Origin of the sequence: Streptomyces sp. NPDC046862 (genome assembly GCF_040704615.1) — a bacterium.
Taxonomy (GTDB): Bacteria; Actinomycetota; Actinomycetes; order Streptomycetales; family Streptomycetaceae; genus Streptomyces.
On record NZ_JBEYXP010000006.1, the window covers coordinates 201,024 to 226,997 of the forward strand.

The 25,974-nt window shown below is 71.1% G+C and carries 18 protein-coding genes and 2 pseudogenes; 5 read left to right on the forward strand and 15 right to left on the reverse strand.

The window, feature by feature from the left end; all coding sequences use genetic code 11:
- Positions 1-8 precede the first annotated feature (8 nt).
- The 4 genes from AB0959_RS08985 to solA are packed head-to-tail and all read right to left on the reverse strand — an operon-like array spanning position 9 to position 4,524.
- Entirely contained in the window at positions 9-1,148 is a 1,140-nt protein-coding gene (locus AB0959_RS08985) for an ABC transporter ATP-binding protein (protein ID WP_366825640.1), read from the reverse strand.
- Entirely contained in the window at positions 1,141-2,271 is a 1,131-nt protein-coding gene (locus AB0959_RS08990) for an ABC transporter substrate-binding protein (protein ID WP_366825641.1), read from the reverse strand. Before AB0959_RS08990 ends, AB0959_RS08985 begins: the two co-directional genes overlap by 8 nt.
- Before the next feature lie 55 nt (positions 2,272-2,326).
- Positions 2,327-3,388 (reverse strand): succinylglutamate desuccinylase/aspartoacylase family protein, encoded by a 1,062-nt coding sequence (locus AB0959_RS08995; RefSeq protein ID WP_366825642.1) that lies wholly within the window; start codon positions 3,386-3,388, stop codon positions 2,327-2,329.
- Positions 3,389-3,390: 2 nt separating this feature from the next.
- Positions 3,391-4,524 (reverse strand): N-methyl-L-tryptophan oxidase, encoded by a 1,134-nt coding sequence (gene solA, locus AB0959_RS09000; protein ID WP_366825643.1) that lies wholly within the window; start codon positions 4,522-4,524, stop codon positions 3,391-3,393.
- Between the two features lie 271 nt (positions 4,525-4,795).
- Here solA and AB0959_RS09005 point away from each other — a divergent pair, with 271 nt between their 5' ends.
- On the forward strand, positions 4,796-5,542 hold the full coding sequence (locus AB0959_RS09005) for an IclR family transcriptional regulator (protein WP_366825723.1): 747 nt from the start codon (positions 4,796-4,798) through the stop codon (positions 5,540-5,542).
- Between the two features lie 161 nt (positions 5,543-5,703).
- Here the strand turns inward: AB0959_RS09005 and AB0959_RS09010 are convergent, their stop codons facing one another.
- The 3 genes from AB0959_RS09010 to AB0959_RS09020 are packed head-to-tail and all read right to left on the reverse strand — an operon-like array spanning position 5,704 to position 11,299.
- Positions 5,704-7,143 carry an NAD-dependent succinate-semialdehyde dehydrogenase gene (locus AB0959_RS09010; RefSeq protein ID WP_366825644.1) on the reverse strand — a complete coding sequence of 480 codons (1,440 nt, stop codon included), beginning with the start codon at positions 7,141-7,143 and terminating at the stop codon, positions 5,704-5,706.
- Positions 7,140-10,037 carry an FAD-binding and (Fe-S)-binding domain-containing protein gene (locus tag AB0959_RS09015; protein ID WP_366825645.1) on the reverse strand — a complete coding sequence of 966 codons (2,898 nt, stop codon included), beginning with the start codon at positions 10,035-10,037 and terminating at the stop codon, positions 7,140-7,142. Before AB0959_RS09015 ends, AB0959_RS09010 begins: the two co-directional genes overlap by 4 nt.
- On the reverse strand, positions 10,034-11,299 hold the full coding sequence (locus AB0959_RS09020) for an aminotransferase class III-fold pyridoxal phosphate-dependent enzyme (protein WP_366825646.1): 1,266 nt from the start codon (positions 11,297-11,299) through the stop codon (positions 10,034-10,036). The genes AB0959_RS09015 and AB0959_RS09020 overlap by 4 nt, the downstream gene beginning before the upstream one ends.
- Positions 11,300-11,634: 335 nt before the next feature.
- Here AB0959_RS09020 and AB0959_RS09025 point away from each other — a divergent pair, with 335 nt between their 5' ends.
- Entirely contained in the window at positions 11,635-13,257 is a 1,623-nt protein-coding gene (locus AB0959_RS09025; RefSeq protein ID WP_366825724.1) for a PucR family transcriptional regulator ligand-binding domain-containing protein, read from the forward strand.
- A 171-nt stretch (positions 13,258-13,428) separates the two neighbouring features.
- Positions 13,429-15,399: a potassium transporter Kup gene (locus tag AB0959_RS09030; RefSeq protein WP_366825647.1), complete on the forward strand. Its 1,971-nt coding sequence runs from the start codon at positions 13,429-13,431 to the stop codon at positions 15,397-15,399.
- Between the two features lie 337 nt (positions 15,400-15,736).
- Here the strand turns inward: AB0959_RS09030 and AB0959_RS09035 are convergent, their stop codons facing one another.
- The 6 genes from AB0959_RS09035 to kdpF form a co-directional block, all read right to left on the reverse strand.
- Complete coding sequence (locus AB0959_RS09035) at positions 15,737-18,280, reverse strand: sensor histidine kinase KdpD (protein WP_366825648.1); 2,544 nt, start codon at positions 18,278-18,280, stop codon at positions 15,737-15,739.
- Positions 18,281-18,292: 12 nt separating this feature from the next.
- On the reverse strand, positions 18,293-18,976 hold the full coding sequence (locus AB0959_RS09040) for a response regulator transcription factor (RefSeq protein WP_366825649.1): 684 nt from the start codon (positions 18,974-18,976) through the stop codon (positions 18,293-18,295).
- Between the two features lie 126 nt (positions 18,977-19,102).
- Entirely contained in the window at positions 19,103-19,735 is a 633-nt protein-coding gene (locus AB0959_RS09045) for a potassium-transporting ATPase subunit C (protein ID WP_366825650.1), read from the reverse strand.
- 5 nt (positions 19,736-19,740) lie between these two features.
- Positions 19,741-21,876: a potassium-transporting ATPase subunit KdpB gene (gene kdpB, locus AB0959_RS09050; RefSeq protein ID WP_366825651.1), complete on the reverse strand. Its 2,136-nt coding sequence runs from the start codon at positions 21,874-21,876 to the stop codon at positions 19,741-19,743.
- Positions 21,873-23,552: a potassium-transporting ATPase subunit KdpA gene (gene kdpA, locus AB0959_RS09055; RefSeq protein WP_366825652.1), complete on the reverse strand. Its 1,680-nt coding sequence runs from the start codon at positions 23,550-23,552 to the stop codon at positions 21,873-21,875. Before kdpA ends, kdpB begins: the two co-directional genes overlap by 4 nt.
- An 8-nt stretch (positions 23,553-23,560) precedes the next feature.
- On the reverse strand, positions 23,561-23,650 hold the full coding sequence (gene kdpF, locus AB0959_RS09060) for a K(+)-transporting ATPase subunit F (protein ID WP_009326374.1): 90 nt from the start codon (positions 23,648-23,650) through the stop codon (positions 23,561-23,563).
- 419 nt (positions 23,651-24,069) lie between these two features.
- Between kdpF and AB0959_RS09065 the strand changes: the two genes are divergently transcribed.
- Positions 24,070-24,588 carry a hypothetical protein gene (locus AB0959_RS09065; protein ID WP_366825653.1) on the forward strand — a complete coding sequence of 173 codons (519 nt, stop codon included), beginning with the start codon at positions 24,070-24,072 and terminating at the stop codon, positions 24,586-24,588.
- 72 nt (positions 24,589-24,660) lie between these two features.
- Here AB0959_RS09065 and AB0959_RS09070 read toward each other — a convergent pair.
- Positions 24,661-24,996: pseudogene (locus tag AB0959_RS09070) on the reverse strand (oxidoreductase); the annotation flags it as partial.
- A gap of 2 nt (positions 24,997-24,998) precedes the next feature.
- On the opposite strand from AB0959_RS09070, the pseudogene AB0959_RS09075 reads away from it, so the two are divergent.
- Positions 24,999-25,484: pseudogene (locus tag AB0959_RS09075) on the forward strand (response regulator transcription factor); the annotation flags it as partial.
- 14 nt (positions 25,485-25,498) lie between these two features.
- On the opposite strand, the gene AB0959_RS09080 reads toward AB0959_RS09075, so the two are convergent.
- A complete protein-coding gene (locus AB0959_RS09080) occupies positions 25,499-25,939 on the reverse strand; it encodes an Lrp/AsnC family transcriptional regulator (protein ID WP_366825654.1) in 441 nt (146 codons plus the stop codon).
- Positions 25,940-25,974: the final 35 nt, after the last annotated feature.

Here is a 25,974-nt window from a genome sequence, read left to right on the forward strand (position 1 = left end):
CACTGGCGTCACCCCCCGTCTTCCGCGCCGGCGAACACGCTGACGTCTCCGGGGTCCGCGGCGAGGTCGACGCGCTCGCCGAGGGCGGGAGCGCGGCCCGCGGGCAGTTCCAGTCGTACGAGGTCGGTGTCCGTGCCGCCGACGGGGCGGACGGTGACCCGGACGAGGGTGCCGACGTAGGTGACCGTCTCGACGGTCCCGGTACAGAAGCCGTCGCCGGCGGGACACAGGAAGAGCCGGCCGGGCTGGACCGCGGCGCGTACGGGTGCGCTGTCCGGGGCGGCCTGGGGGCGGGCCCTGAGCAGGCCGCCGGTGTCGAGCCGTACGAGCGTGTGTTCCGCCGTCTGTTCCTCGACGCGGCCGGGGAGGAAGTTGGCCGCGCCGAGGAAGTCGGCGACGAAGGGGGTGCGGGGGCGCTCGAAGAGCTCCTGCGGGGTGTCGAACTGGTCGATCCGCCCGTCCTGCATGACGGCGATGCGGTCGGAGAGGACGAGGGCCTCTTCCTGGTCGTGCGTCACATAGATGACGGTGAGGCCGAGTTCCTGCTGGATGCGCTTGATCTCGGTCTGGAGCTGGTCGCGCAGCTTCTTGTCGAGGGCGCCGAGCGGCTCGTCCATCAGGATCACCGGCGGCCGGTAGACCAGGGCCCGGCACAGCGCGACGCGCTGCTGCTGGCCGCCGGACAGCTCACGCGGCCGGCGACGGGCCATGGACGTCAGGCCCGCCATCTCCAGCGTCTCGCCGACCCGGCGGCGCAGCTCCGCCTTCGGCACGCCGCGCAGTTGCAGCGGGAAGGCGACGTTCTCCCACACCGTCATGTGCGGGAAGAGCAGGTACTGCTGGAAGACGAAACCCAGCCCGCGCTTCTGCGGGGCGAGGCGGGTCACGTCGTTGCCGCCGACGACGACGCTGCCGGAGTCGGGCTCGCAGAACCCGGCGATCATCATCAGGGTGGTGGTCTTGCCGGAGCCGGAGGACCCCAGGAAGGTGACGAACTCGCCCGCCGCGATCTCCATGGAGACCTCGTCGACGGCCGTCACTCCCCCGTACGTCTTGCGCAGTCGCGTCACCGACAGGGGTTTTCCGCTGCCGGCCAGCGCCGCCGGGGCGGCGAGCGACGGCTCGGACATGACGTCGGTCTCAGGCATGCGTCCACTCCTGCCAGCGCTTGGCCACCGCGTCCTGGTTGTCGTGCCACCACTGGACGTCCAGGTCGAAGCCGGTCTTGAGGTGCTCCGGGGAGCTGCCCAGGTTCGCTGCGGTGGCGGAGGAGAGCTTCTTGTAGGCGGCGGGCACCGAGGGGGCCATCGGGTACAGCTCGGCGTAGGCGGCCTGGACGTCGGGCCGGAGCGCGAAGTCGATGAGCTGGTAGGCGGCGTCCGGGTTGGGGGCGCCCTTGGGGATGCCGAAGGCGTTGCTCTGCCGGCGGGCGCCGTTCCACTGGTAGGCGAGCGGAGAGCCCTGCTTGATCAGGGCGTCGAGGCGGCCGTGCCAGACGTCGGTGGCGACGACCTCCTTGCGGCCGAGCAGCACGCCGGGGAGGGCTCCGGTGTCCCAGAACTTCTTGACCGATCCCTTGATGTGGTCCAGGGACTTGAAGGCGCGGTCCACGTCGAGGGGGTACAGCTTGTCCAGCGGTACGCCGTCGGCGAGGAGAGCGAACTCCAGCACGGGCAGGTCCGCGTCCAGGCCCTGGAGGGCACGGTCGCCGGGGAACGCCTTGGTGTCCCAGAAGTCGGCCCAGGTGGAAGGTTTCTTCCCGTCCCAGACGTCGGTGCGGTATGCCATGACGCTGGCCCAGTAGTTCTTGCCGACGGCGTTGGAGGTGACCAGGGTCTTGGCGATGCCGGCGTTCTTGAAGTTCTTCAGCCGGTCGTAGTCCAGGTTCTCGGTCGCGTCCGCCTTCTTAAAGCGCAGGAAGTCGGCCATCGAGTCGTCGATGACGTCGAACTGGGGTCGGCCCTGCTGGATCTGGGCGAGCATCTGCGCGTACTGGATGTTCACCACCTCGATCCGGATACCGGTCTCCTTGGTGAACGGGTCGTAGATGGCCTTCTTGTTGGCGTCGCCGTACGTGCCGCCGCTGTCGCGGACGACCAGCGTCTTGGAGCTCTTGCCACCGCTGCCGGCGGCGGACCGGCTGGTGCCGGTGCCGCAGCCGCTGAGCGCGGTCGCGGCGGCGACACCCGCCGTGACCCCGCCGATTCCGCGCAGGAACAGTCTGCGGTCGATCCGGGCGCCACGCGGCAGAGCCGCATCGTGATTCGTCATCGTGTGCCTCCTGGTGGTGCTGGCCGTGAGAAGGGGGGCGGCTGGACTGGGAGGTCTAGGAGGGGGGATCCGCCTCGTCGGGTGCGGTGCCCACGCCGGGGGTCCGGAGGGTGTCGGGACGCGGGGCGGTGTCGGGGTCGTACGGGACGGCTATGGCGGCCAGTTCCTCGCCGGGGGCGACGGTGAGGCCGTGCATGCCGTAGAAGATCCGCCCGCCGGCCGGGGCGTGCACGGTGTGTTCCCGGCCGTCGGCCGGGTCGACGATGCGGCCGAGTACGTCGCCCTCGGCCACGTCGCCGATGACGTCACCGTCGAAGGAGAACTCCGGGTACCACAGGCCGGTCGCCTCGGCCGTGACACCGGCGGCCCAGACCCATTCCCGGATCGGCGCCGGGGCCGAGCCGTCCGGGTCCAGCACGCCCAGGTGGCGCAGCGCCCGGTACAGGCCGTCGACGCGGCGGCGGGCCGTGGCTCCGTCACGCTGCCCCAGTTGGCCGACCTCGACGAGGACCGCCGAGATGCCCCGGCGGGCGGCGGCCGCGTGGCTGTTGCCGCCCTCGGCCTTCATTCCGAGGATGACGTCCTCGACACCGAAGGACCCGGCCAGCTCGGCCGTCGCCTTGTCGAGGTCCGGGTCGCCGGTGAGGCGGTAGCCGACGAAGTCCCGCAGGACCTGGTCGATGCCGCCGCAGTGCAGGTCGATGTAGACGTCGGCGCCGTCGATCAGGTGGGCGAAGAGCCAGGCGGCCAGACGCTCGGTGGGGCCGCCGTCCGGGTCGCCGGGGAAGACACGGTTGATGTTCACGCCGTCGACCGGGGAGACGTTGAGACGGCCCTCGTAGACGGCGGGAGGGTTGGCGACCGGGCAGACGATCACCTGCCCGCGTACCTCATCGGGTTCCAGCAGGGTCGCTAGGCGTGCGGCGGCGTCGACGGGCGTGAACTCGCCGCCGTGCACACCCGCGGTGATGACGACCCGGGGGCCGGGGCGGGTGCCGTTGACCAGGGTCAGCGGGATGTCCACGGAGCGGGTGCCGAGGTCGGACCGGACGGTGCCGCGCGCCCTGGTGCCGGGCCGGGCCTGGAGGGAGCCGACGGAGAGGACGGTGTCGTTCATGGTCATGCCTCCGTACGGCCGACGGTGGAGACGAAGTCGATGGGCTGCGCGGAGGTGCCGTCCAGCGCGAGGTCGGCGGCGATGTCGCCGAAGGCGGGTGAGAGCTTGAAGCCGTGGCCGGAGAAGCCGGCGAGCAGGACGACGTTGTCGGCGCCGGGCAGCGGGCCCACCAGCGGGCGGCTGCTTTCCGTGTAGCCCTCCATGTAGACGGAGAGACGGACCGGGTCGGGGTTCAGGTCCGGCATGTGGCGGCCGATGAGTTCGGTGAAGATGTCCAGCTCCTCGGGCCGCACGTTGCGGTCCAGCTGGTTCGGGTCGCCCGCCGGCCGGTGCAGGGCGCGGGACAGGCCGAGCTTGACCGAGACGCCGTCCGGGGAGGGCAGGCCGTAGCAGTGGGTGGGCGCCGTACGGATGAAGGCGGGGCGCTCCTCGCCGAACCAGGCGTCGGTGGTGGGCACGTACCAGGCGCTGACCAGGCGGCGGATGTCGACCTCCCACGGCAGCTCGGGCAGCAGGTCGTTGACCCAGGGACCGGGGGTGACGACGGCCGCGTCGAAGCGCTCGCTGCCGGCGTCGGTGCGGATCTCCACGCCGCCGCCGACGGGGACGATCTCGCGGACCGTGGTGTAACGGTGGATCACCGCGCCCAGCTGTTCGGCCCGGCGGGCCGCGGTCTGGATCGTCAGCTCGGGCCGGATGAAGCCGGCGCGGCGGTCGAGCACGGCCGCGTCGCCGTCCTCGATCCGGAACTGCGGGAACCGCTTGGCGAGGGACTCCGCGTCGAGCGCCTCGTGGTCGAGGCCGTGCTCCGCGATGGACTTCAGGACCGTCGCCATCTGCTGGTGCCCGGTCGGGCCCATCAGGAGGCAGCCGGTCAGGCGGCGCAGCTCGCGGCCGGTCTCCCGCTGGAGCTCCTCCCACAGGGCGTCGGCGTGCTTGAGCAGCGGGACGTAACGGGAGTCCTCGAAGTGCGCGCTGCGGAAGATCCTGGTCTCGCCTCCGGCGGCGCCGCGGTCGTGGCCGGGGGCGAAGCGGTCGTAGCCGACCACCTCGGCTCCACGGGCCGCCAGGCGCCAGGCGGCCTGGCTGCCCATCGTTCCGACGCCGACAACGGCGACGCGCTTGCTGGCTGACACGAGGGTTCCTTTCGTCTCCCGGGGCGAGGATGCTGGGCGCCCGGTGAGCGGATTCTGTGATTCCGGATGCGAGGAGGGCCAGAGGTTTGCCGACTCGGGACTTTCCGGGGGCGGGGAGGGGCTTCAGGTCACTTCGTCGAGTGCTGAGCGTTGCCGTGCCACAATGTGGAACGCTGTGCTAGAATCTGGCACGAGAATGGCAGTGGTGTAGAAGGGAGTCAAGGGGTGTCCGCCAGGAAATCTGAGAGTTAACGGGGGAAATCAGATGGAAATGAAGAGCGTGACCAGGTCCTTGCGGATCCTGGAGGCGGTCGCACAGCATCAGCCGGTGACGGTGGGGGAACTGACCAAGCTCTTCGGCCTGCCCAAGTCGACCGTGCAGCGCACGCTGGTCACCCTGAACGAGGCGGGGTGGCTGCGGGCCAACCGCAAGGACACCACCCGGTGGGAGATCGGCGCCCGCGTACTCGCCGTACGGCCGGCGGCGCTTCAGGGATCGAGCCTCTTCGCGGCCGCGCGGGAGCCGATGATCCGGCTCCGGGACGCGCTGAACGAGACGATCCACCTGTCGGTGCCGGACGCGCTGCAGTGCATGGTCGTCGTGGACCGCGTGGACTGCCATCACGCCGTACGGACGTTCCACGCGATCGGCGACACCTCGCCGCTGCACGCCACCGCCACGGGGCGCGCCATTCTCGCGCATCTGCCGAAGGCGGACGTGGCGGAACTCGCCGGCCGTGGGCTGGAGAGCTACACCGAGGCCACTCCGACCGATCCGGCCGAGTTGCTCGCGGCGTTGGAGCGCGTACGCGCCGACGGCTATTCGGTCAACCGGAACCAGTACCGGCCGGACGTGTGCGCCGTGGCGGCGCCGATCCTGGACGAGGACGGGACGCCGCTCGCCGCGGTGGCCGTGTCCATGCCGGACTCGCGCTACGACGAGGAGAGGCTGCCGGAGCTGGGACGTGTCGTCTCGGAAACGGCGAAGGAGATCACCGCCCGGCGCAACGGAGCGTGAGTTCCATCGGGCTGGCCGGGAGTGTCGGGGAACTCCGTTCGTGACAGTGCGGGTTGTGCGGGAACGCGCGGCCGGTGTCCCAGTGCCCGGTCAGGCGAAGTGACCGGGCACTGGGCGGCCCGTCGCGGTGCGCGATGCGGGGAGTCAGGGCAGGACCGCCGTCATCGCACGGGCACCGCCAGGTACTGGTACTCCAGGAACTCGTCGATGCCGACCCTGCCGCCCTCCCGGCCGAGCCCGGACTGCTTGACGCCGCCGAACGGCGCGGCCGGGTTGGACACGAGACCGGTGTTGAGGCCGACCATGCCCACCTCCAGCCGTTCGCTGACGCGCAGGGCACGGTCGAGGCCCTCGGTGAAGAGGTAGCCGACCAGGCCCCAGGGGGTGTCGTTGGCCCGGCGGACGACCTCGTCCTCGTCGTCGAAGGTCAGGATCGCCGCGACGGGCCCGAAGATCTCCGTCTCCATCAGACGGCTTTCGGGAGCCACATCGGTCAGCACGGTCGGTGGGTAGAAGCAGCCCGGCCCTTCGGGGGCGCTGCCGCCGACGAGCACCCTGGCCCCCCGCTCCACCGCGTCGGCGACCAGTTCCTCGACCTTGGCCCGCCCGGCGGTGTCGATCAGCGGGCCGACGTCGACACCGTCCCGCGTTCCGGGGCCGACCACGAGCGCGCCCATGCGTGCGGCGAGCCGCCGCCCGAACTCCTCCGCCACCGACCGGTGGACGAAGAAGCGGTTCGCGGCCGTGCACGCCTCCCCCATGTTGCGCATCTTGGCCGTCATCGCGCCGTCCACGGCCACGTCCAGGTCGGCGTCCTCGAAGACGATGAACGGGGCGTTCCCGCCCAGCTCCATGGAGGTGCGCACGACGGTGTCGGCGCACTGCGCGAGCAGCAGCCGCCCGACGGCGGTGGAGCCGGTGAAGGACAGCTTGCGGACGCGCCCGCCGCGCAGCAGCGGTTCGCACACCTCGCCCGCACGGGAGGTCGTGACGACGTTGAGCACGCCGTCGGGCAGCCCGGCCTCCTTCAGGATCCCGGCGAGGGCCAGGCTGGACAGCGGCGTCTGCGGGGCGGGCTTGAGCACCATCGTGCAGCCCGCCGCGATGGCCGGGCCGATCTTGCGCGTGCCCATGGCCAGCGGGAAGTTCCATGGGGTGATCAGCAGACACGGCCCGACCGGACGGCGCGTCAGCAGCATGCGGTGGCGGCCGTCGGGCAGGGTGCCGTAGCCGCCGTCGACGCGTACGGCCTCCTCGGAGAACCAGCGGAAGAACTCGGCCGCGTACGCCACCTCGCCCCGCGCCTCGGCCAGCGGCTTGCCCATCTCGGACGTCATCAGGTGGGCGAGCTCATCGGTGCGTTCCAGGATGATCTCGTGGGCGCGGCGCAGGATCTCACTGCGTGCCCGGGGTGCCGTGCGGGCCCACTCCTGCTGCGCCTGGACCGCCGCCTCCTCCGCGAGACGGGCGTCCTTGGGCCCCGCGTCGGCGACATGGCACAGGATCTCGCCGGTCGCCGGGTCGTCCACGGGCATGGTGGCGCCGTCGGCGGCGTCCACCCAGGCACCGCCGATGAACAACTGCGTGGGTGTGTCGGTCATGACGTCTCTCCTGGTCGAGCGGCTTGGTCGGCGGCGGGGTCGAGCAGTTCCGCGAGGTGCAGGGCGCGGATGCTGCCCCGGTCCTCGGCGAGGTGGTCGATCTGGGTGGCGCAGCTGAAGCCGTCGGCGACGACGACGGTCGGGTCGTCCTCGTCGATGTCGTCGAGGCGGGGCTTCAGGGCCAGGCCGGCGACGGCCATCGAGGTGTCGTGGTGCTGCTGCTCGAAGCCGAAGTTGCCCGCGAGTCCGCAGCAGCCCTCGGCCTCGTCGACCTCGCGCACGCCGAGGCGGCGCAGCAGGTCGCGCGGGCGGCGGCTTCCGAAGGTGGCGTACTCGTGGCAGTGGGTCTGCAGGACGACGCTCTCCGGCAGTTCCGGTGGGGTCCAGTCCTCCGCGGCGAGGTCGGTCAGGGCGCCGGTGAACGTGTGGACGCGGTCCGCGACGCGGCGGGCGGCAGGGGTGCCGAGGAGTTCGGGCAGGTCGCTCTTGAGGGCGGCGGCGCAGCTGGGTTCGGCCACGACGATGGGCCGGTCGTCGCCGTTGTCGAGGTGGGCGACCGTGCGAGCCATGACGCGGCGCGCGACGGACAGCTGGCCGGTGCTGACCCAGGTCAGACCGCAGCACAGGGTGTCCGTGGCCGTGCAGGGGATTCCGGCGTCGGCGAGGACGCGGCTCGCGGCTCCGGCCACCTCGGGGCGGAAGGCGCGCGTGAAGCTGTCGACGAAGAGCAGTGCCTTCGCCGGTTCGCCGGTCCGCGCCGCGCGGAGGGCCTCGCGCAGGGTGCGCCGGGAGGCGAAGGCCGGGATCCTTCGCTTCGTGGTCACACCGCCGAGGCGGGCGAGCAGTGTGCCGAGCGGTCCGCGCAGCAGGGCGTTGAGGGGGCGGGCGGCGTATCCGGCGAGCACGGAGGTCAGCGGCAGCCAGCCCAGCGAGTAGTGGGAGCGGGGCCGGAGTCTGCCCTTGTAGTGCTGGTGCAGGAACTCGGACTTGTAGGTGGCCATGTCGACGCCGACCGGACAGTCGCTGGAGCACGCCTTGCAGGACAGACACAGGTCGAGGGCGTCCCTGACCTCGGTCGAGCGCCAGCCGTCCTGGACGGTTCCGCCGCGCACCATCTCCTGGAGGAGACGGGCCCGGCCCCGCGTGGAGTCGTTCTCCTCTCCCGTCGCCCGGTAGCTGGGGCACATCACACCGCCCGCCTCGCCGCGGCAGCGGCCGACGCCCACGCAGCGGCGCACCGCGCCCGCGAAGCCGTCCTCGTCGTGCGGGAAGGAGAAGAGGGTCTCGACGGGCAGCACCTCGGGCGTGTGCAGCGCGAGATCGGCGTCGAGCCGGGCCGGGGCCACGATGACCCCGGGGTTCAGCAGCCCTTCGGGATCGAACACCTCCTTGAAGGCGGCGAACGTCCGGATCAGCCGGTGGCTGTACATGACCTCCAGCAGCTCACCGCGCGCCCGCCCGTCCCCGTGCTCGCCCGACAGGGTTCCACCGTGCCCGACGACCAGAGCGGCGGCCTCGGACAGGAACCGGCGGGTGGCGGCCCGGCCGGTGTCCGTGGCCAGGTCGAAGTCGACGCGTACGTGCACGCACCCGGCGCCGAAGTGCCCGTACAGCACGCCGGTCAGCCCGTGCCGGGTCAGCAGCTCGCGGAAGTCCCGCAGGTAGGCGGCCAGGTTCTCCGGCGCGACCGCCGCGTCCTCCCAACCGGGCCACGACTCCCCGCCGTCGACCAGACGGGCGGCGAGCCCCGCCCCGTCCTCGCGGACCCGCCACAGCGAGCGCCGCTCGGCGGCGCTCTGCACGACCCGTCCGCCGGTCGTCCGGCCCCGGGCCTTGAGCACGTCCAGCAACTCGGCGGCCCGGCGGTGCACTTCCGCCTCGTCGTCACCGTCGAGTTCGACGTACAGCCAGGCCCGGCCGTCCGGCAGTCCGGTGACGGAGTCCGGTCCGCGCCGGGCCCGCATGGTGGCGACGATCGCTTCGTCCATGCCCTCCACGGCGGTGGGCGACCAGCGCAGCAGCTCGGGGACGTCCTCGGCCGCGTCGACGACGTCGTCGTAGCCGAGGGTCAGCAGCGCCGAAGCCCGTGCGGTCGCCACCAGGCGGACCGTCGCGGCGGTGACGACCGCACAGGTGCCCTCGGTGCCGACCAGCGCGCGAGCCATGTCGAAGCCGTTCTCCGGCAGCAGGTGGTGCAGCTGGTAGCCGGAGACCTGTCGCGGGATACGGCCGAGTCCGGTGCGGATCGCCGCCAGCTCGCCGTCGATCAGACGTCGTACGTCCGCTTCGAGCCGGGCGACGAGGTGGGCGTCGTCCGGGTCGACCGGGTGCAGGCCGGTGCGGTCGGCGACGGCCCGCACGCCGTCGGCCGTCACGATCTCCAGCGCCTCGATGTGGGAGCTGGTCCGCCCGTGCCGCACGGACCGGTTCCCGCACGCGTCGTTGCCGATCATCCCGCCGAGGGTGCAGCGGCTGTGCGAGGACGGGTCGGGGCCGAAGGCGAGCCCGTACGGGGCGGTCGCGTCGCGCAGCGCGTCCAGCACCACGCCCGCCTCGACCCGCGCTGTTCCCGCCTCGGGATCGATGTCCAGGATCCGGTTCATGTACCGGGAGAAGTCCAGGACGACGCCCGGTCCGACCGCGTTGCCGGCCATGCTGGTGCCGCCGCCCCGCGCGGTGACCGGGACGCCCGTCTCCCGGCAGGCCCGCACCACCGCGACCACGTCGTCGGCGCCGCGCGGGAAGACCACGGCCCGCGGCGGGACCCGGTAGTTGGAGGCGTCGTACGCGTAACTGCCCGTGGCACCCGGGCCGGTCTCCACCCGCAGACCCGGAGCGGCCCGGGCGAGCCGGGCGACCAGCCGCTCCGGGCTCGCGGTGGTGTCCGTCGTCACCGGGAAACTCCGGAGGTGCCGGCTTCCACCGCGGCCGCCCACGCCTCGAGGCCCGCGTCCACCGCCGTCTCGTCGATCACGAGGGCCGGGATCATCCGCACGACCTGGTTCCACGCCCCGCACAGCAGCAGGAGCAGGCCCTCGTCGACGGCGGCCCGCTGGACACGGGCGGCGGTCTCGGGGTCGGGGTCGCCGTCCTCGGTGACGAACTCGCTGGCCAGCATCAGCCCCAGCCCGCGTACGTCACCGATGCCGGGGGTCCGCTCGGCCACCTTCTCCAGTCCGGCGCGCAGCCGCGCGCCCATCGCCTCGGCGTTGTCGACGAGTTTCTCGTCGCGGACGACGTCGAGGGTCGCGCAGGCCGCGGCGCAGGCCACGGCGTTGGCGCCGTACGTCCCGCCCTGCGAACCCGGCCACGCCCTGCTCATCAGCTCCTCGGAGGCCGCGATGGCGGACAGCGGGAAGCCACTGGCCAGCCCCTTGGCGGTGACCAGGATGTCGGGGGTGACCCCGAAGTGGTCGTGCCCCCAGAACCGGCCCGTACGGCCCACACCGGTCTGCACCTCGTCCAGGATCAGCAGGAAACCGTGGCGGTCCGCCCGCTCCCGCAGCCCCTCCATGAACGCGCGGTTCGCGGGCACGTACCCGCCCTCGCCGAGCACGGGTTCGACGATGACCGCGGCGGTGTCGGCGGGCGAGGAGATCGTCTGGAGCGTGTAGTCGAGCTCCTTCAGGGCGAAGCGGGTGGCGGTCTCCTCGTCCCAGCCGTACCGGTAGGCCGTCGGGAAGGGGGTGACGACGACGCCGCTCATCAGCGGGGAGAAGCCGGACCGGAAGCGGGTGCCGGAGGTGGTCATCGAGGCGGCGGCCACGGTCCGGCCGTGGAAACCGCCGTGGCAGACCAGGACGTTGGGACGGCCCGTGGCCTGGCGGGCCAGGCGCAGCGCGGCCTCCACGGCCTCGCTGCCGGAGTTGGTGAAGAACAGACTGTCCAGCCCGGCCGGCAGCACCTCGCCCAGCTTGTCGACCAGCCGCCTGAGCGGAGGGTGCATGACGGTCGTGTACTGGCCGTGGACCAGCGTGCCCACCTGCTCCTGGGCGGCCGCGACGACCGTGGGGTGGCAGTGTCCGGTGCTGGTGACGCCGATCCCCGCGGTGAAGTCCAGGTAGCGGCGGCCGTCCTCGCCGTAGAGGTGGACGCCCTCGCCCCGGACCGCCACCACGGGTGTGGCCTGACGAAGGTGCGGCGACAGTGCGGTCATGTTCGTCTCCCGGCCCGGGTCGTCAGTCACTGTGGTCTTCTGAGCGTCCCCGGCGCCCCGGCCCGTGCCAACGCCCGATCTGTCCAGCCGGAACGCGGTATCCGGACGTTGTGTCAACCATGTCGGGCCGTACGGTCTCCGCGTGCTCCCCCTGACCGCCGGCTTGCGCCCCTTGCGCAGGTCAGCGGCGCTTGTCAGAGTGACGCAGCACTCCCCCGAGTTCTCGGCCCCGCTCGGGCGGGCAGTACCCCCAGGGAGGCACCGTGAGCGAGAACCACGTGAGCGAGCACCACCGCACGGCGCCAGGGCCCGGTACCGACGGGCTCGCGGCCCCCGTGCCGGACCGTGACGTGGACGCCGGCGGCCGTCCGCCCACCGTCGCCGACGTGCTGGCCCTCCCCGTCCTGGCCGCGGGGCAGCCGCAGGTCGTCACCGGCGTGGCCGGGCTCGACCGGCCGGTGCGCTGGGTCCACATCACCGAACTGACCGACCCCGCGTCCTTCCTCAAGGGCGGCGAGCTCGTCCTGACCACCGGCATGCCCCTGCCCGAGGAGCCCACCGGAGTACGCCGCTACGTCGACGAACTCGCCGACATCGGCGCGGCGGCCCTCGTCATCGAACTGGTCCGCCGCTACCACCGTCCGCCCGACGCGCTGGTCCACGCCTGCCGGGCCCGCGGCCTCCCCCTCGTGACCCTGGCCAAGGACGTCAACTTCCTGGAGGTCACCCAGGTCGTCCACGCCCTCCTCCTCGGCAACCAGGCGGACGCGATGCGCCGCACACAGCGCGTCCACGAGGCGTTCACCGCGCTGACGCTGCGCGGCGCGGGTCCCGAGGACGTCGTACGGGCCGCGGCGGAGATGAGCGGCCGCACGGTCGTCCTGGAGAACCTGGCCCACCAGGCGCTGATCTGCGAGCCGTCGCGCGGTACGACGGAGAGCGTCCTCACGGCCTGGGAACAGCGGTCCAGGTCGACACCACCCGTCGACCACACGGCAGTGTCCGGTCCCGAGGGCTGGCTCGTGGCGCCGGTGGAGTACCAGGGCGAACGCTGGGGCCGCGTGGCCATGCTCCCCGCCCCGACGGCACCCCGTGCCCCCGGCCCCGAGGACGTCACGGTCCTGGAGAGAACCGCGATGGCCCTCACCATCGCCCGCCTCATCCACCCCACGCCCTGGGAACTCACCGCACACCGCAACGCCCTGCGCGACCTCGTCGAACAACGCCATCGCTTCCCCGCGGACGCCGAGGCCCGGGTCGCCGCCCTGGGCCTGCCCACGAAGGACTCCCACTTCGTCGCGGTGCTGGCCGACCTCCCTCACGAGGACGACACGGCGAAGGCCGAGGGCCTGCTCTCCGAGGAACTCAGGGCGAAGGGAACACCGGCCCTCGTCGGACTCCTCGGGCCGACACGCCTCGGCGCCCTGCTCTCCCTGCGCCCCGACCAGCCGTGGCAGCCCGTGGTCGAGCACCTGAGCCGAACCGCCCTGAACCTGGTCCCGGGCGCGACGGTGAGCATCGGCAGCGAGGCCACGGACCTCCCGGGCATCGCCCGCTCCTTCCGCGAAGCCGTCCGGGTCGCCGAAGCCACCGAGCCCGGGGCGCCGCTCCCCGCGGGACGTTCCTACCACGAACGGTCCGACGTCGGCCTGCGCCGGCTCCTCTTCGCGCTCCGCGAGGACACCCGTATCCAGGAGTACGCCGAGCAGCGGCTCAGCCGGCTCGTCGACCACGACGCCCGGCACGGCACCGACCTGCTCACCACCCTGCGCCACTACCTCGACGCGGCCGGCAACAAGACGGTGGCCGCCCGGCACGGCGGCCTGTCCCGGGAAACCGTCTACCAGCGCCTGCGCACCATCGAGCGGATACTCGACCGCGACCTCGAGTCCGGCGAACAGCGCACGGAGATCCATGTGGCACTGACGGCGCTCGACGTCCTGCGGGCGCTGAAGTGACCTCGCGGCGGACAACAGCCGAGGCGCACCGCGTGTGCCACCGCTGAAGACCGCGCAGGGGATGCCATGCGAACGAAAGGGCGTGCTCCTGCGAACGGTTGTGCAAGGGATCGGTATCGTCCGCCGCAAGAGACCTGGTCTGCGGCAAGCAGCCGTGCGGAGGAGGACTTCATGGCCGGTCGCCGGCAAGGGATGGCAGAGGACGGCGGATCGGTCTCGCGGCCACCGGAGGCTCACGGTCCGGGCGCGCGGGACACGGTGCGCCTCGCTCTGGTGATCGGTGCTCTGGGCGTGGTCTTCGGCGACATCGGGACCAGCCCGATCTACACCCTCCAGACCGTGTTCAACCCGAGCGATCCGCACCCCGTCCCGGTCAGCACACAGAACGTGTACGGCGTGGTGTCGCTCGTGTTCTGGTCCGTGATGATCATCGTGACCGTCACGTACGTACTGCTGGCCATGCGCGCCGACAACGACGGCGAGGGCGGCATCATGGCGCTGATCACCCTGCTGCGGGGGTGGAACTCACAACGGCGCCGGAAAGCCGCCGTCGTACTGGCCGCGCTGGGCATCTTCGGCGCGTCGCTGTTCTTCGGCGACAGCATGATCACCCCGGCGATCTCGGTGTTGTCCGCGGTCGAGGGACTCAAGGTCGTCGAGCCGTCGCTGGACAGCGCGGTCGTGCCCATCACCGCGGTGATCATCGTGATCCTGTTCCTGGTACAGCGCAGGGGAACCGCCGCAGTGGGCCGGGTGTTCGGACCTGTCATGATCGCCTGGTTCACGGCGATCGGCGCGTGCGGCGTCGCCGGCATCGCCGACCACCCGGACATCCTCAAGGCGCTGTCGCCCGCCTACGCCCTGGACTTCCTCGTCGGCCACTTCGGCACCGCCTTCTTCGCACTCGCCGCCATCGTCCTCGCGGTCACCGGCGCCGAGGCCCTCTACGCCGACATGGGGCACTTCGGCCGCCGGGCCATCACCCGCGCCTGGTTGATCCTCGTCTTCCCGGCCTGCGTCCTGAGCTACCTCGGCCAGGGCGCGCTGATCCTCGACGATCCGGACAACATCAGCAGCCCGTTCTTCCTGCTCGTGCCCGACTGGGGACGTTGGCCGATGGTCCTGCTGGCCACGGCGGCCACCGTGATCGCCTCCCAGGCCGTGATCACCGGCGCGTACTCGGTCGCCTCCCAGGCCGCCCAGCTCGGCTACCTGCCGAGGCTGAGGATCGCGCACACCTCCGAGTCCACCATCGGCCAGATCTACGTCCCCTGGATCAACTGGCTGCTGATGGTCTCCGTCCTCACCCTGGTCTTCGCCTTCCGCAGCTCCACGGCGCTGGCGTTCGCGTTCGGCATGGCGGTCACCGGCACCATCACCATCACCACCCTGCTGTTCTTCTACGTCGCCCGCGCGAAATGGGGCACGCCCGTATGGCTGCTCACCACCGGCGCGGCCGTACTGCTGCTCGTGGACCTGCTGTTCGTCGCGGCCAACCTGACCAAGCTCGTCCACGGCGCGTGGCTGCCGCTGCTGATCGGCCTCACCGCGTTCACCGTGATGACGACGTGGCAACGCGGCCGCGCGCTCGTCACCACCGAGCGGGCACAGCGCGAAGGCCCGCTGCCCGAGTTCGTCGACCAGCTCCGCAGTGGCAGGACACGGGCACTCAGGGCCCCCGGCACCGCCGTCTTCCTCAACCGGGGCAAGCAGACCGCCCCCCTGGCCATGCGAGCCAACGTCGAGCACAACCACGTCCGCCACGACCAGGTCGTGATCCTGTCCATCGAGACCGAGCCGGTACCCCACGTCCCGGCCGACCGGCGGATCGTGGTCGACGACCTCGGCTACGCCGACGACGGCATCATCCACGTCACCGCACGGTACGGGTACATGGAGACACCCGACGTGCCCGGCACCCTGGCAACGCTCGACCCGGCCGCAACCGAAGGGCCCCTGCGACTCGACCAGGCGACCTACTACCTGTCGAAGATCGAGCTCCGGCGCGGCAAGGAACCGACGATGGCCCCCTGGCGCAAGCGGCTGTTCATCGCCACCTCGTACATCACGGCCGACGCCGCCGAGTACTTCGGCCTCCCCCGCGACCGCACGGTCATCATGGGCGCGCAGATCGAGGTGTAGGCACGACGGCCGCGAAGGTGTGGCGCCCTACTTCACAAAAGTGGCGATCAAGCGGGTCGCCCTGCGCCACGACGTGGACGAGCACAGCGGAACCCCTTGTCGATCTCTCAGGGTGCCCAGGGTCTGAGGCCCCCGTACCGGCTGCGGATGTCGTCCAGGTTGTACCGCTGTGCCGGAGGCATCTGTCGCCGTCGGTCAACATACTGCCTCGCCCACGCTTCCTGGCCCGTCCTCGCGGTGCCGCCGTAACGCCTGGCGGCTGCGATGGGGCACCGGCCACGTGGGGGATTTCCCCACCGTGCCGCCCGAGATCCCAAGCGCGAGGTGGTGCCCGTCCTCAGGACATGACCGCAGCGGGAAGGTCCTCCGGCCGCTCCGGCCGCCGCTGCGGTGCCGTCCGTACGGCGAGCACCATGGTGAGGCCGCCGCCGGGCGTGTCCTCGGCATCGAGGGTGCCGCCGATGGCCTCGGTGAAGCCGCGCGCCACCGCCAGGCCGAGACCGACTCCGACACCGCGGGGCGAGTCCCCGTACCGCTGGAAGGGTTCGAAGATACGGCTCCTGGCTTCGTCCGGGACACCGGGCCCGCGGTCCACCACTCGCACCTCGACCCGGTCGCCAAGGGCACTCGCGGAGACCAGGACCTTCTCGCCGGGAGGGCTGTACTTGACGGCGTTCTCGACCACGTTGGCGACGGCTCGCTCCAGCAGCCCCCGGTCGACGTGGACCATGGGCAGCGTCTCGGGGATGTCCAGTTCCACGCTGTCCTCGGGCACCCCGCCGAGCGCCATGGGGACGACTTCGTCGAGATCGGTCTCCCGGATGATGGGGGTGACGGTGCCGGTCTGCAGACGGGACATGTCCAGCAGGTTGCCGACAAGGTGGTCCAGGCGGTCGGCACCTTCCTCAATCGCCTCCAGCAGCTCCGCCTGGTCCTCCTCCGACCACTCGACGTCGTCGGAGCGCAGCGAGGACACGGCGGCCTTGATGCCTGCGAGCGGGGTGCGCAGATCGTGGCTCACGGCGGCGAGCAGGGCGGTCCGGATGCGGTTGCCCTCGGCCAGTTCCTTGGCCCGGTCGGCCTCGCGCCGCAGGCGCTGGCGGTCCAGGACGACGGCGGCCTGCGCGGCGAAGGCGGCCAGCACCCGGCGGTCGGCTGCCGGCAGCACCCGGCCGCGCAGCGACAGGGCCATGTGGTCGCCGACCGGTACGTCGACGTCCGCGTCGTCCGGGATCCGGGCAGGCTCGGACCCCACACTGCCGGCGCAGGTCCAGGGATCCGTCTCACCGGACCGCTCCAGCAGGGCCACCGACTCCATGCCGAAGGTCTCCCGGACCCGCTCCAGCAGTGCCTCCAACGTGGTCTCGCCACGCAGGACGTTCCCCGCGAGGAAGGAGAGGATCTCCGACTCGGCGCGCAGCCGTGCCGCCTGATGGGTGCGCCGGGCCGCGAGGTCCACCACGGACGCCACGGACACGGCGACCCCGACGAAGATCGCGATGGCGACGATGTTCTTCGGGTCGGCGATCGTCAGGGTGTGGACGGGCGGCGTGAAGAACCAGTTGAGCAGCAGGGAGCCCACGACGGCGGAGGCCAGTGCCGGGAAGAGCCCACCCAGCAGGGCGGCGGCCACCGTCAGGGTCAGGAACAGCAGCATGTCGTTGGCAAGGCCGACGTCCGGTGTGACGCCGGCGAGGAGCCAGGTGAGCAGGGCGGGACCGAGCACCCCGACGAGCCAGCCCCAGATGACCCGGGAGCGTCCGAGCCGTGCGCTCCGGGCCGCGGGCAGTCGCCCCTTGCCCGCCTCGTCGTGCGTGATGAGGTGGACGTCGAGGTCGGGTCCCGACTCCCGGGCGACCGTGGCGCCGACGCCGGGGCCGAAGACGTACTGCCAGCTCCTGCGGCGGGAGACGCCCAGCACGATCTGGGTGGCGTTCACACCCCGGGCGAAGTCGAGCAGGGCGACCGGGATGTCGTCGCCGACGACGTGGTGGAAGCTGCCGCCCAGGTCCTCGACCAGCGTGCGCTGGTCGGCGAGTTCCTTCGGGGAGGCGGCGGTGAGGCCGTCGCTGCGGGATATGTAGACGGCGAGCACCTCGCCGCCGGCGCCCTTCTCGGCCAGCCGCGCGGCGCGCCGTATCAGGGTGCTCCCCTCGGGGCCGCCGGTCAGGCCGACGACGATCCGCTCGCGGGAGCCCCAGATCGCCGACACCTGGTGTTCGTTGCGGTACTCGGTCAGGTACTCGTCGACCCGGTCAGCCACCCACAGCAGCGCCAGTTCGCGCAGGGCGGTGAGGTTGCCCGGCCGGAAGTAGTTGGAGAGGGCCGCGTCGACCTTGTCGGGCTTGTAGATGTTGCCGTGCGCCATACGGCGGCGCAGCGCCTCCGGAGACATGTCGACCAGCTCGATCTGGTCGGCCCGCCGTACGACCTCGTCGGGGACAGTCTCGCGCTGCCGCACTCCCGTGATCGACTCGACCACGTCGCCGAGGGACTCCAGGTGCTGGATGTTGACGGTCGAGACCACGTCGACGCCGGCCGCGAGCAGTTCCTCCACGTCCTGCCAGCGCTTGGTGTTGCGGGAGCCGGGGATGTTGGAGTGGGCGAGCTCGTCGACGAGGGCGACGGCCGGGGCGCGCCGCAGGACGGCGTCGACGTCCATCTCGGTGAAGGTGCCGCCCCGGTACTCGATCTCCGTACGCGCGATCTGTTCCAGGCCGTGCAGCATCACCTCGGTGCGCGGGCGGTGGTGGTGTTCCACGAAGGCGACCACGCAGTCGGTGCCCCGCTCGATACGGCGGTGCGCCTCGGAGAGCATGGCGTAGGTCTTGCCGACGCCGGGTGCCGCGCCGAGATAGATCCGGAGCTTTCCGCGTGCCATGTCGTCCCTCGGTCAGGCTTCGAAGCGGTAGCCCATGCCGGGCTCGGTGATCAGATGGCGCGGGTGGGAGGGATCGTTCTCCAGTTTGCGGCGCAGCTGGGCCATGTAGACGCGCAGGTAGTTGGTCTTGTTGCTCTGCGAGACGCCCCACACCTCCTGGAGAAGCTGCTTCTGCGTGACCAGTCGGCGCGGGTTGCTGACCAGGATCTCCAGCAGATGCCACTCGGTGGGCGTCAGCCGCACGTCCCGCCCGCCCCGGACGACCTTCTTGGCGAGCAGGTCGATGCTGAAGTCCGCCGTCGCCACCAGGGTCGTCTCGGGGGCCAGCGGCGCGTCTTCGGTTCGGCGGACGGCGGCCCGCAGCCGGGCGAGGAGTTCGTCCATGCTGAACGGCTTGGTGATGTAGTCGTCGGCACCCGCGTCGAGCGCGGCGACCTTCTCGTCGGAGCCCTGACGGGCCGACAGCACCAGGATCGGCGTCCGGGTCCAGCCGCGCAGCGCCTTGATGACGTCGACGCCGTCCATGTCGGGCAGTCCGAGGTCGAGCATCACCACGTCGGGCCGCTGCGCGGCCGCGAGCCGGAGTGCCGTGGCGCCGTCGGGGGCGGCGTCCACTCCGTAATGGCGTGCCTGCATGTTGATCACGAGAGCCCGTACGAGCTGCGGGTCGTCCTCCACCACCAGCACCCGTGTCATGGGGGTGTGCCTTTCGAGTCGTTCGGGCCGGCCACGGCGGCGCAACCGGCTGCTCGGCGGCGGGAGTCGGCGGACGCGGAGAGGTCCCCGGCCGCCGACTCCTTGTCCGGTCACGTCATTCGCCCCTCAGCTTTTGGCCACGAGGTCCTTGAGCGCGATGTTGAGTTCCAGGACGTTCACGCGGGGTTCGCCGACGAAGCCGAGGGTGCGGCCCTCGGTGTGGGCCTTCACCAGCTTCTCCACCTGGGCGACGGAGAGGTCGTTGCGTTCGGCGACCCGGTGGACCTGGAGGTCGGCGTACCGCGGGGAGATGTCGGGGTCGAGGCCGGAGCCGGAGGAGGTGACGGCGTCGGCGGGGACGTCGGCGGGGTTCACCGTGTAGTCGGCGGTCGAGTTCTCCTTCACCACCTTGGCCTTGGCCTCCCGCACCGACTTGACCAGGTTCTCGTTGTCGGCGGAGAGGTTGGTGGCGCCGGACAGGATCAGCTTGTACCGCGTGTTGACGGAGTTCTCGCCCAGGCCGTTCGCGGGGCGGGGCTGGAAGTAGTCCAGGCTGTAGCCCTGTTGACCGATCAGGGACGACCCGACGACCCTGCCGTCCGACGTGATCTGAGAGCCGTTGGCCTTGCCGGGGAAGAGTCCCTGGGCGATGCCGGTGATGACCAGCGGGTAGATGACGCCCGTCACCAGGGTCAGCACGAGCAGGGCCCGCAGGCCCGCCCCGAGCAACCGGGCCGTGTTCGTAAGGGAGTTGTTCATGTCCTTCATCCGATCCCGGGGATCAGCGAGATGAGCAGGTCGATGAGCTTGATGCCGATGAAGGGCGCGATCAGTCCGCCGAGGCCGTAGATCCCGAGGTTGCGCCGCAGCAGCTTGTCCGCGCTGACGGGCCGGTACTGCACGCCCTTCAGGGAGAGCGGCACCAGCGCGATGATGATCAGCGCGTTGAAGACGACGGCCGACAGGATCGCGGAGTCGGGCGAGGACAGCTGCATGATGTTCAGCTTGTCCAGGCCCGGGTAGACCGCGGCGAACAGCGCCGGGATGATCGCGAAGTACTTCGCCACGTCGTTGGCGATGGAGAACGTCGTCAAGGCCCCCCGGGTGATGAGGAGTTGCTTGCCGATCTCGACGATCTCGATGAGCTTGGTCGGGTTGGAGTCGAGGTCGACCATGTTGCCGGCCTCCTTGGCGGCCGACGTCCCCGTGTTCATCGCCACGCCGACGTCCGCCTGGGCGAGGGCCGGCGCGTCGTTGGTGCCGTCGCCGGTCATCGCGACCAGCTTGCCGCCCGCCTGCTCCCGTTTGATCAGGGCCATCTTGTCCTCGGGGGTGGCCTCGGCGAGGAAGTCGTCGACGCCGGCCTCCTCGGCGATCGCCTTCGCCGTCAGCGGGTTGTCACCGGTGATCATGACGGTCTTGATGCCCATGCGGCGCAGTTCGTCGAACCGCTCCCGCATGCCGTCCTTGACGACGTCCTTGAGGTGGATGACACCCAGAACGCGGGCGCCCCGCTCGTCGTCCACCGCGACCAGCAGCGGGGTGCCGCCCGCCTCGGAGATCCGGGCCGCGACGGTGTCCGCGTCCTCGGTGACCGTGCCGCCTCGCTCCTGGACCCAGGCGATGACCGAGGCCGTGGCGCCCTTGCGGACCTTGCGTCCGTCGACGTCCACGCCCGACATCCGGGTCTGGGCGGTGAAGGCGATCCACTCGGCGTGGGCCAGCTCGCCCTGGTGGCGTTCGCGCAGGCCGTACTTCTCCTTGGCGAGGACGACGATGGAGCGGCCCTCGGGCGTCTCGTCGGCCAGCGACGACAGCTGCGCGGCGTCGGCGACCTCGGCGTCCGTGGTCCCGCTCACCGGCACGAACTCGGCGGCCTGGCGGTTGCCGAGGGTGATGGTGCCGGTCTTGTCGAGCAGCAGGGTGGAGACGTCTCCGGCGGCCTCGACCGCGCGGCCCGACATGGCCAGCACATTGCGCTGGACGAGGCGGTCCATGCCGGCGATGCCGATCGCCGACAGCAGCGCGCCGATGGTGGTGGGAATCAGGCAGACCAGCAGGGCCACAAGGACGACCATCGTCAGGTGGGTGCCCGCGTAGTCGGCGAACGGCGGCAGCGTGGCCACCGCGAGCAGGAAGACGATGGTCAGCGAGGCGAGCAGGATGTTCAGCGCGATCTCGTTCGGCGTCTTCTGCCGCGCGGCGCCCTCGACCAGGTTGATCATCCGGTCGATGAAGGTCTCGCCCGGCTTCGTCGTGATCTTGATGACGATCCGGTCGGAGAGGACCTTGGTCCCGCCGGTGACGGCGCTGCGGTCACCGCCGGACTCCCGGATGACCGGAGCCGACTCACCGGTGATCGCCGACTCGTCGACGGACGCGACGCCCTCGACGACGTCACCGTCGCCGGGGATGACGTCGCCGGCCTCGCAGACCACGAGGTCGCCGATCCTCAGACCGGTGCCGGGGACCTGTTCCTCCGAGCCGTCGCTGAGCAGCCGGCGGGCGACCGTGTCGGTCTTGGCCTTGCGCAGGGTGTCGGCCTGCGCCTTGCCGCGCCCCTCCGCGACCGCCTCCGCCAGGTTGGCGAAGACGACGGTCAGCCACAGCCAGGCGCTGATGGTCCAGCCGAACCAGTCGCCGGGGTCCTTGAAGGAGAAGACGGTGGTCAGGACGGAGCCGATCCACACCACGAACATCACGGGCGACTTGACCATCACCCGCGGGTCGAGCTTGCGGAAGGCGTCCGGCAGGGACCTGACGAGCTGCTTGGGGTCGAAGAGGCCCGCGCCGACACGGCCCTCGGCGGACTTGTGCCCTGTGGGGGCGTCGCTGTGCGGCGCCCGGGTCGGAGTGGCTGCGGACATGGGGTCCTCTGGCTTCTCTGTGCGGGTGGTCATGACGCCAGCCCCTCGGCCAGCGGCCCGAGCGCGAGGGCCGGGAAGTAGGTCAGACCGGTGATGACGAGGATGGCGCCCACCAACAGGCCCGTGAACAGCGGCTTCTCGGTGCGCAGAGTGCCCGCGGTGACCGGGACCGGCTTCTGCTCGGCGAGCGAACCGGCGAGCGCCAGGACGAAGATCATCGGCAGGAAGCGGCCGAGCACCATCGCGAGCCCGGTCATCGTGTTGTACCAGTCGGTGTTCGCGTTCAGGCCCGCGAAGGCCGAGCCGTTGTTGTTAGAGGCGGACGTGAAGGCGTACAGCACCTCGGAGAAGCCGTGCGCGCCGGAGTTGAGCATCGAGTGCGGTGGCGTCGGCAGGGCCATGGAGGCCCCGGTGAAGATCAGGACCAGCGCCGGGGTGATGAGGATGTAGCAGGCAGCCAGCTTGATCTCGCGGGTGCCGATCTTCTTGCTCAGGTACTCGGGCGTACGGCCGACCATCAGACCGGCGATGAACACCGCGATGACCGCCATGATCAGCATGCCGTACAGGCCGGAGCCGGTGCCGCCGGGCGCGATCTCGCCCAGCATCATCCCCAGCATGGTGATGCCGCCGCCGAGTCCGGTGAAGGAGGAGTGGAAGGAGTCCACCGCACCGGTCGAGGTGAGCGTCGTCGACACCGCGAAGATCGACGAGGAACCGACGCCGAAGCGTACCTCCTTGCCCTCCATCGCAGCGCCCGCGATCTGCAACGCCGGGCCGTGGTGGGCGAATTCGGTCCACATCATCAGGGCCACGAAGCCGACCCAGATGCTCGCCATGGTCGCGAGGATCGCGTAGCCCTGCTTGACCGAGCCGACCATGACGCCGAAGGTGCGGGTCAGGGCGAACGGGATCACCAGCAGCAGGAAGATCTCGAAGAGGTTGGTGAACGGGGTCGGGTTCTCGAACGGGTGGGCGGAGTTGGCGTTGAAGTAGCCGCCGCCGTTGGTGCCGAGCTCCTTGATGGCCTCCTGCGAGGCGACGGCGCCGCCGTTCCACTGCTGCGAGCCGCCCATGCTGTGCCCGTTGAAGAATTGCCCGACCTCGTGGATGCCGGAGAAGTTCTGTATCGCACCGCAGGCGACCAGCACGATGGCGGCGATGGCCGCGCCCGGCAGCAGGACGCGGGTGACACCGCGCACCATGTCGGCCCAGAAGTTGCCGAGTTCACCGGTGCGCGACCGGGCGAAGCCTCGTACGAGGGCCACCGCGACGGCGATCCCGACGGCCGCCGAGACGAAGTTCTGGACGGCGAGCCCGGCCGTCTGTACGACGTGGCCCATGGCCTGCTCGCCGTAGTACGACTGCCAGTTGGTGTTGGTCACGAAGGACGCGGCGGTGTTGAACGCCTGCGCCGGGGTGATCGAGGAGAACCCGAGCGAACCGGGCAGGACGCCCTGCACCCGCTGCAGCAGGTACAGGAAGAGGACGCTCACGACCGAGAAGGCGAGCACACCGCGCAGGTACGCCGGCCAGCGCATCTCGGTGTCCGGGTCGGCTCCGATGCCCTTGTAGATCCACTTCTCGACGCGCCAGTGCTTGGCGGAGGAGTAGACCTTGGCCATGTAGGTGCCGAGGGGGACGTAGGCGAGTGCCAGCGCCGCGATGAGGGCGAGCAATTGGAGCACGCCGGCGAGTACGGGACCCATGTGCGCTCTCAGAACCTCTCCGGGAAGATCAGGGCGAGGACGAGATAGCCCAGCAGGGCGACGGCCACGACCAGGCCGACGACGTTCTCGGCGGTCACAGCTTCGTCACCCCCTTGGCGACGAAAGCCACCAGCGCGAACACCGCGACAATGGTGAGGACGAAGGCCACGTCGGCCATCGCGAGCTCCTGGATGAGAGGGGGGAACCATCCGCGCTTGCGGATCGGACGGTTCGCGGATCGGACGCTTAGAGGAAACCTCGCCCGTGACCGGATTCGAGCGCCGTTGACGGGTCCCTTACGGCCGCCACCGCCCCCTTGACGAACCTCTTACGGCGCCCGTGACCACGGTGGCGAGGAGCGACCGGACGTGATCCTCAGGACAGCCGCAAGCGCAGTCGGCAGACGGCGGCTGAACCGCCGACGCCCGTCAGGATCCCGTCAAGATTCCCCGGCGCGACGTCAGAGGGCCGTCAGCACCGCTCGCCGGAGCTCGCACAGGCGCCTAGCGTCGGCGTCATGCGACCGAGCGGACCGCCGAGCCCGGCCGGTGACCGCCACTGGCGTGGCAGTGCCCGGCTGGCGGTCGCTTGCGCCCTCGTCTTCTGTGCGCTGACCTTCCTGGTCGACTGGGACGCCGGCACCCTGACGGCACCGCGCGCCCTGCTGTGGCTCGCCCTGTCCGCGGCCGTCCTCGCCGTCCTGCTGCCGCAGCGGGTCACGGCGGGCCATGGCTGGCTGCTGGTGCGCGGTCCGCTGCGTCGGCGGGCCGTACGGACGGATGCCCTCGTGTCCGTACGGCAGTACGACGGCGTCACCGCCCACCTGGTCCTGCGCGACGTGCACGGTCACCGCCTCGAACTCGATCCCCGTGTCCTGGCCGCCAACCCCCTTCTGTGGCACGAACTGGACACCGGCGTCCGCCGCTCCCTGGAGCAGGGCACCCTGATCCAGGGCACGGACGTGCTCCACCGGCTGGGCGAACAGATCGACGGCGAGACGGCACGAGAGGTGCTCCGGGCCTCCGGGCTGTCGTAGTGCCTGGTCTCTTGGCACACAGTGGTGGACGACGGGGCCGGGCTCCCCGCGGGTGGCGCCGAGCCCTGCTCGTCAGGCCCGCACCGCAAGGGAGGGTGCGGGGAAGGTGATGCCGGTCAGTTCCTCGGAGACGGTCCACAGGCGTCGGGCAGTGGCCGGGTCGCCGGCCGCCGCTGAGCGGCCGACCAGGGTCGGGGCTCCGCGCACTTCGAGCAGGCCGTCGGGGCCCACGAAGCACGCGCCGGGCAGGTCCTGGACGGCGGCGTACAGGGTGGGCAGCGCGCCGGACCGGCTGTCCTGGGCGAAGACGCGGTTGCCCAGGCGCATGACGAGGCGACGCAGGGGACTGGCGTCGTGTCCCTGCAGGTTGGTTGCGGCCCAGCCGGGGTGCGCGGCCAGCGCGCGCACCGCCCGGCATGGACGGCATCGAGGCCACCCGCCGCATCGCCGAGTCCGGCGGCCGCTCCCGCGTGCTGGTCCTGACCACCTTCGACCTCGACGAGTACGCCTACGAGGCGCTGCGCGCCGGAGCCAGCGGCTTCTTCCTCAAGGACGCCCGCCCCGACGAACTCGTCGTCGGCATCCGCGCCGTCGCCGCCGGGGACTCCGTCATCTCCCCCGGCATCACCCGCAAGCTCATCGACACCTACACCAGCGAGCACGCCCGCCGCGCCCCCGGTCAGGAAGGCCGGCTCACCGACCTGACCGACCGCGAACGCGAGGTGCTCACCGCCCTCGCCACCGGCGCCACCAACGCCGAGATCGCCGAACGCCTCCACCTCGCCGAGTCCACGGTCAAGTCCCACGTCAGTCGCATCCTCACCAAGATCGGAGCCCGCGACCGCGTCCAGGCCGTGATCTTCGCCTACGAGGTCGGCCTGGTCCGCCCCGCCTGACCTCGACCGACGCCCTACGGTCCCGGCTTGATGGTCTTCATCGTGAAGTGCGAGGTGACGTTCCTGATCCTGGGGATCGTCATGACCCGCCGGCTGAGGAAGGTCTCGTAGGCGGGCAGGTCGGCGACGGCCACGCGCACGAAATAGTCGGGGCTCCCGAACAGCCGGCGCAGTTCCAGAACCTCCTCGGCCCGGCTCAGGGTCTCCTCGAAGTGCTCGACCGTCTCCGCGTCCTGCGCTTCGAGACTGAGGTCGATCAGGACCTCGAAGGAACGGCCGACGGAAGCGGGGTCGACGACCGCCCGGTAGCCCCGGATGACCCCGTCGGCCTCCAGCCGCTGCACGCGCCGCAGACACGGCCCGGTGGTCAGCCCGACCCGCTGGGCCAGCTCCACGTTGGTCAGCCGCCCGTCACGCTCCAGCTCGGCGATGATTGCCCTGTCGATCGCGTCCACAGTGAGAATATTGCCCATACGAGGCCGGGACGAGC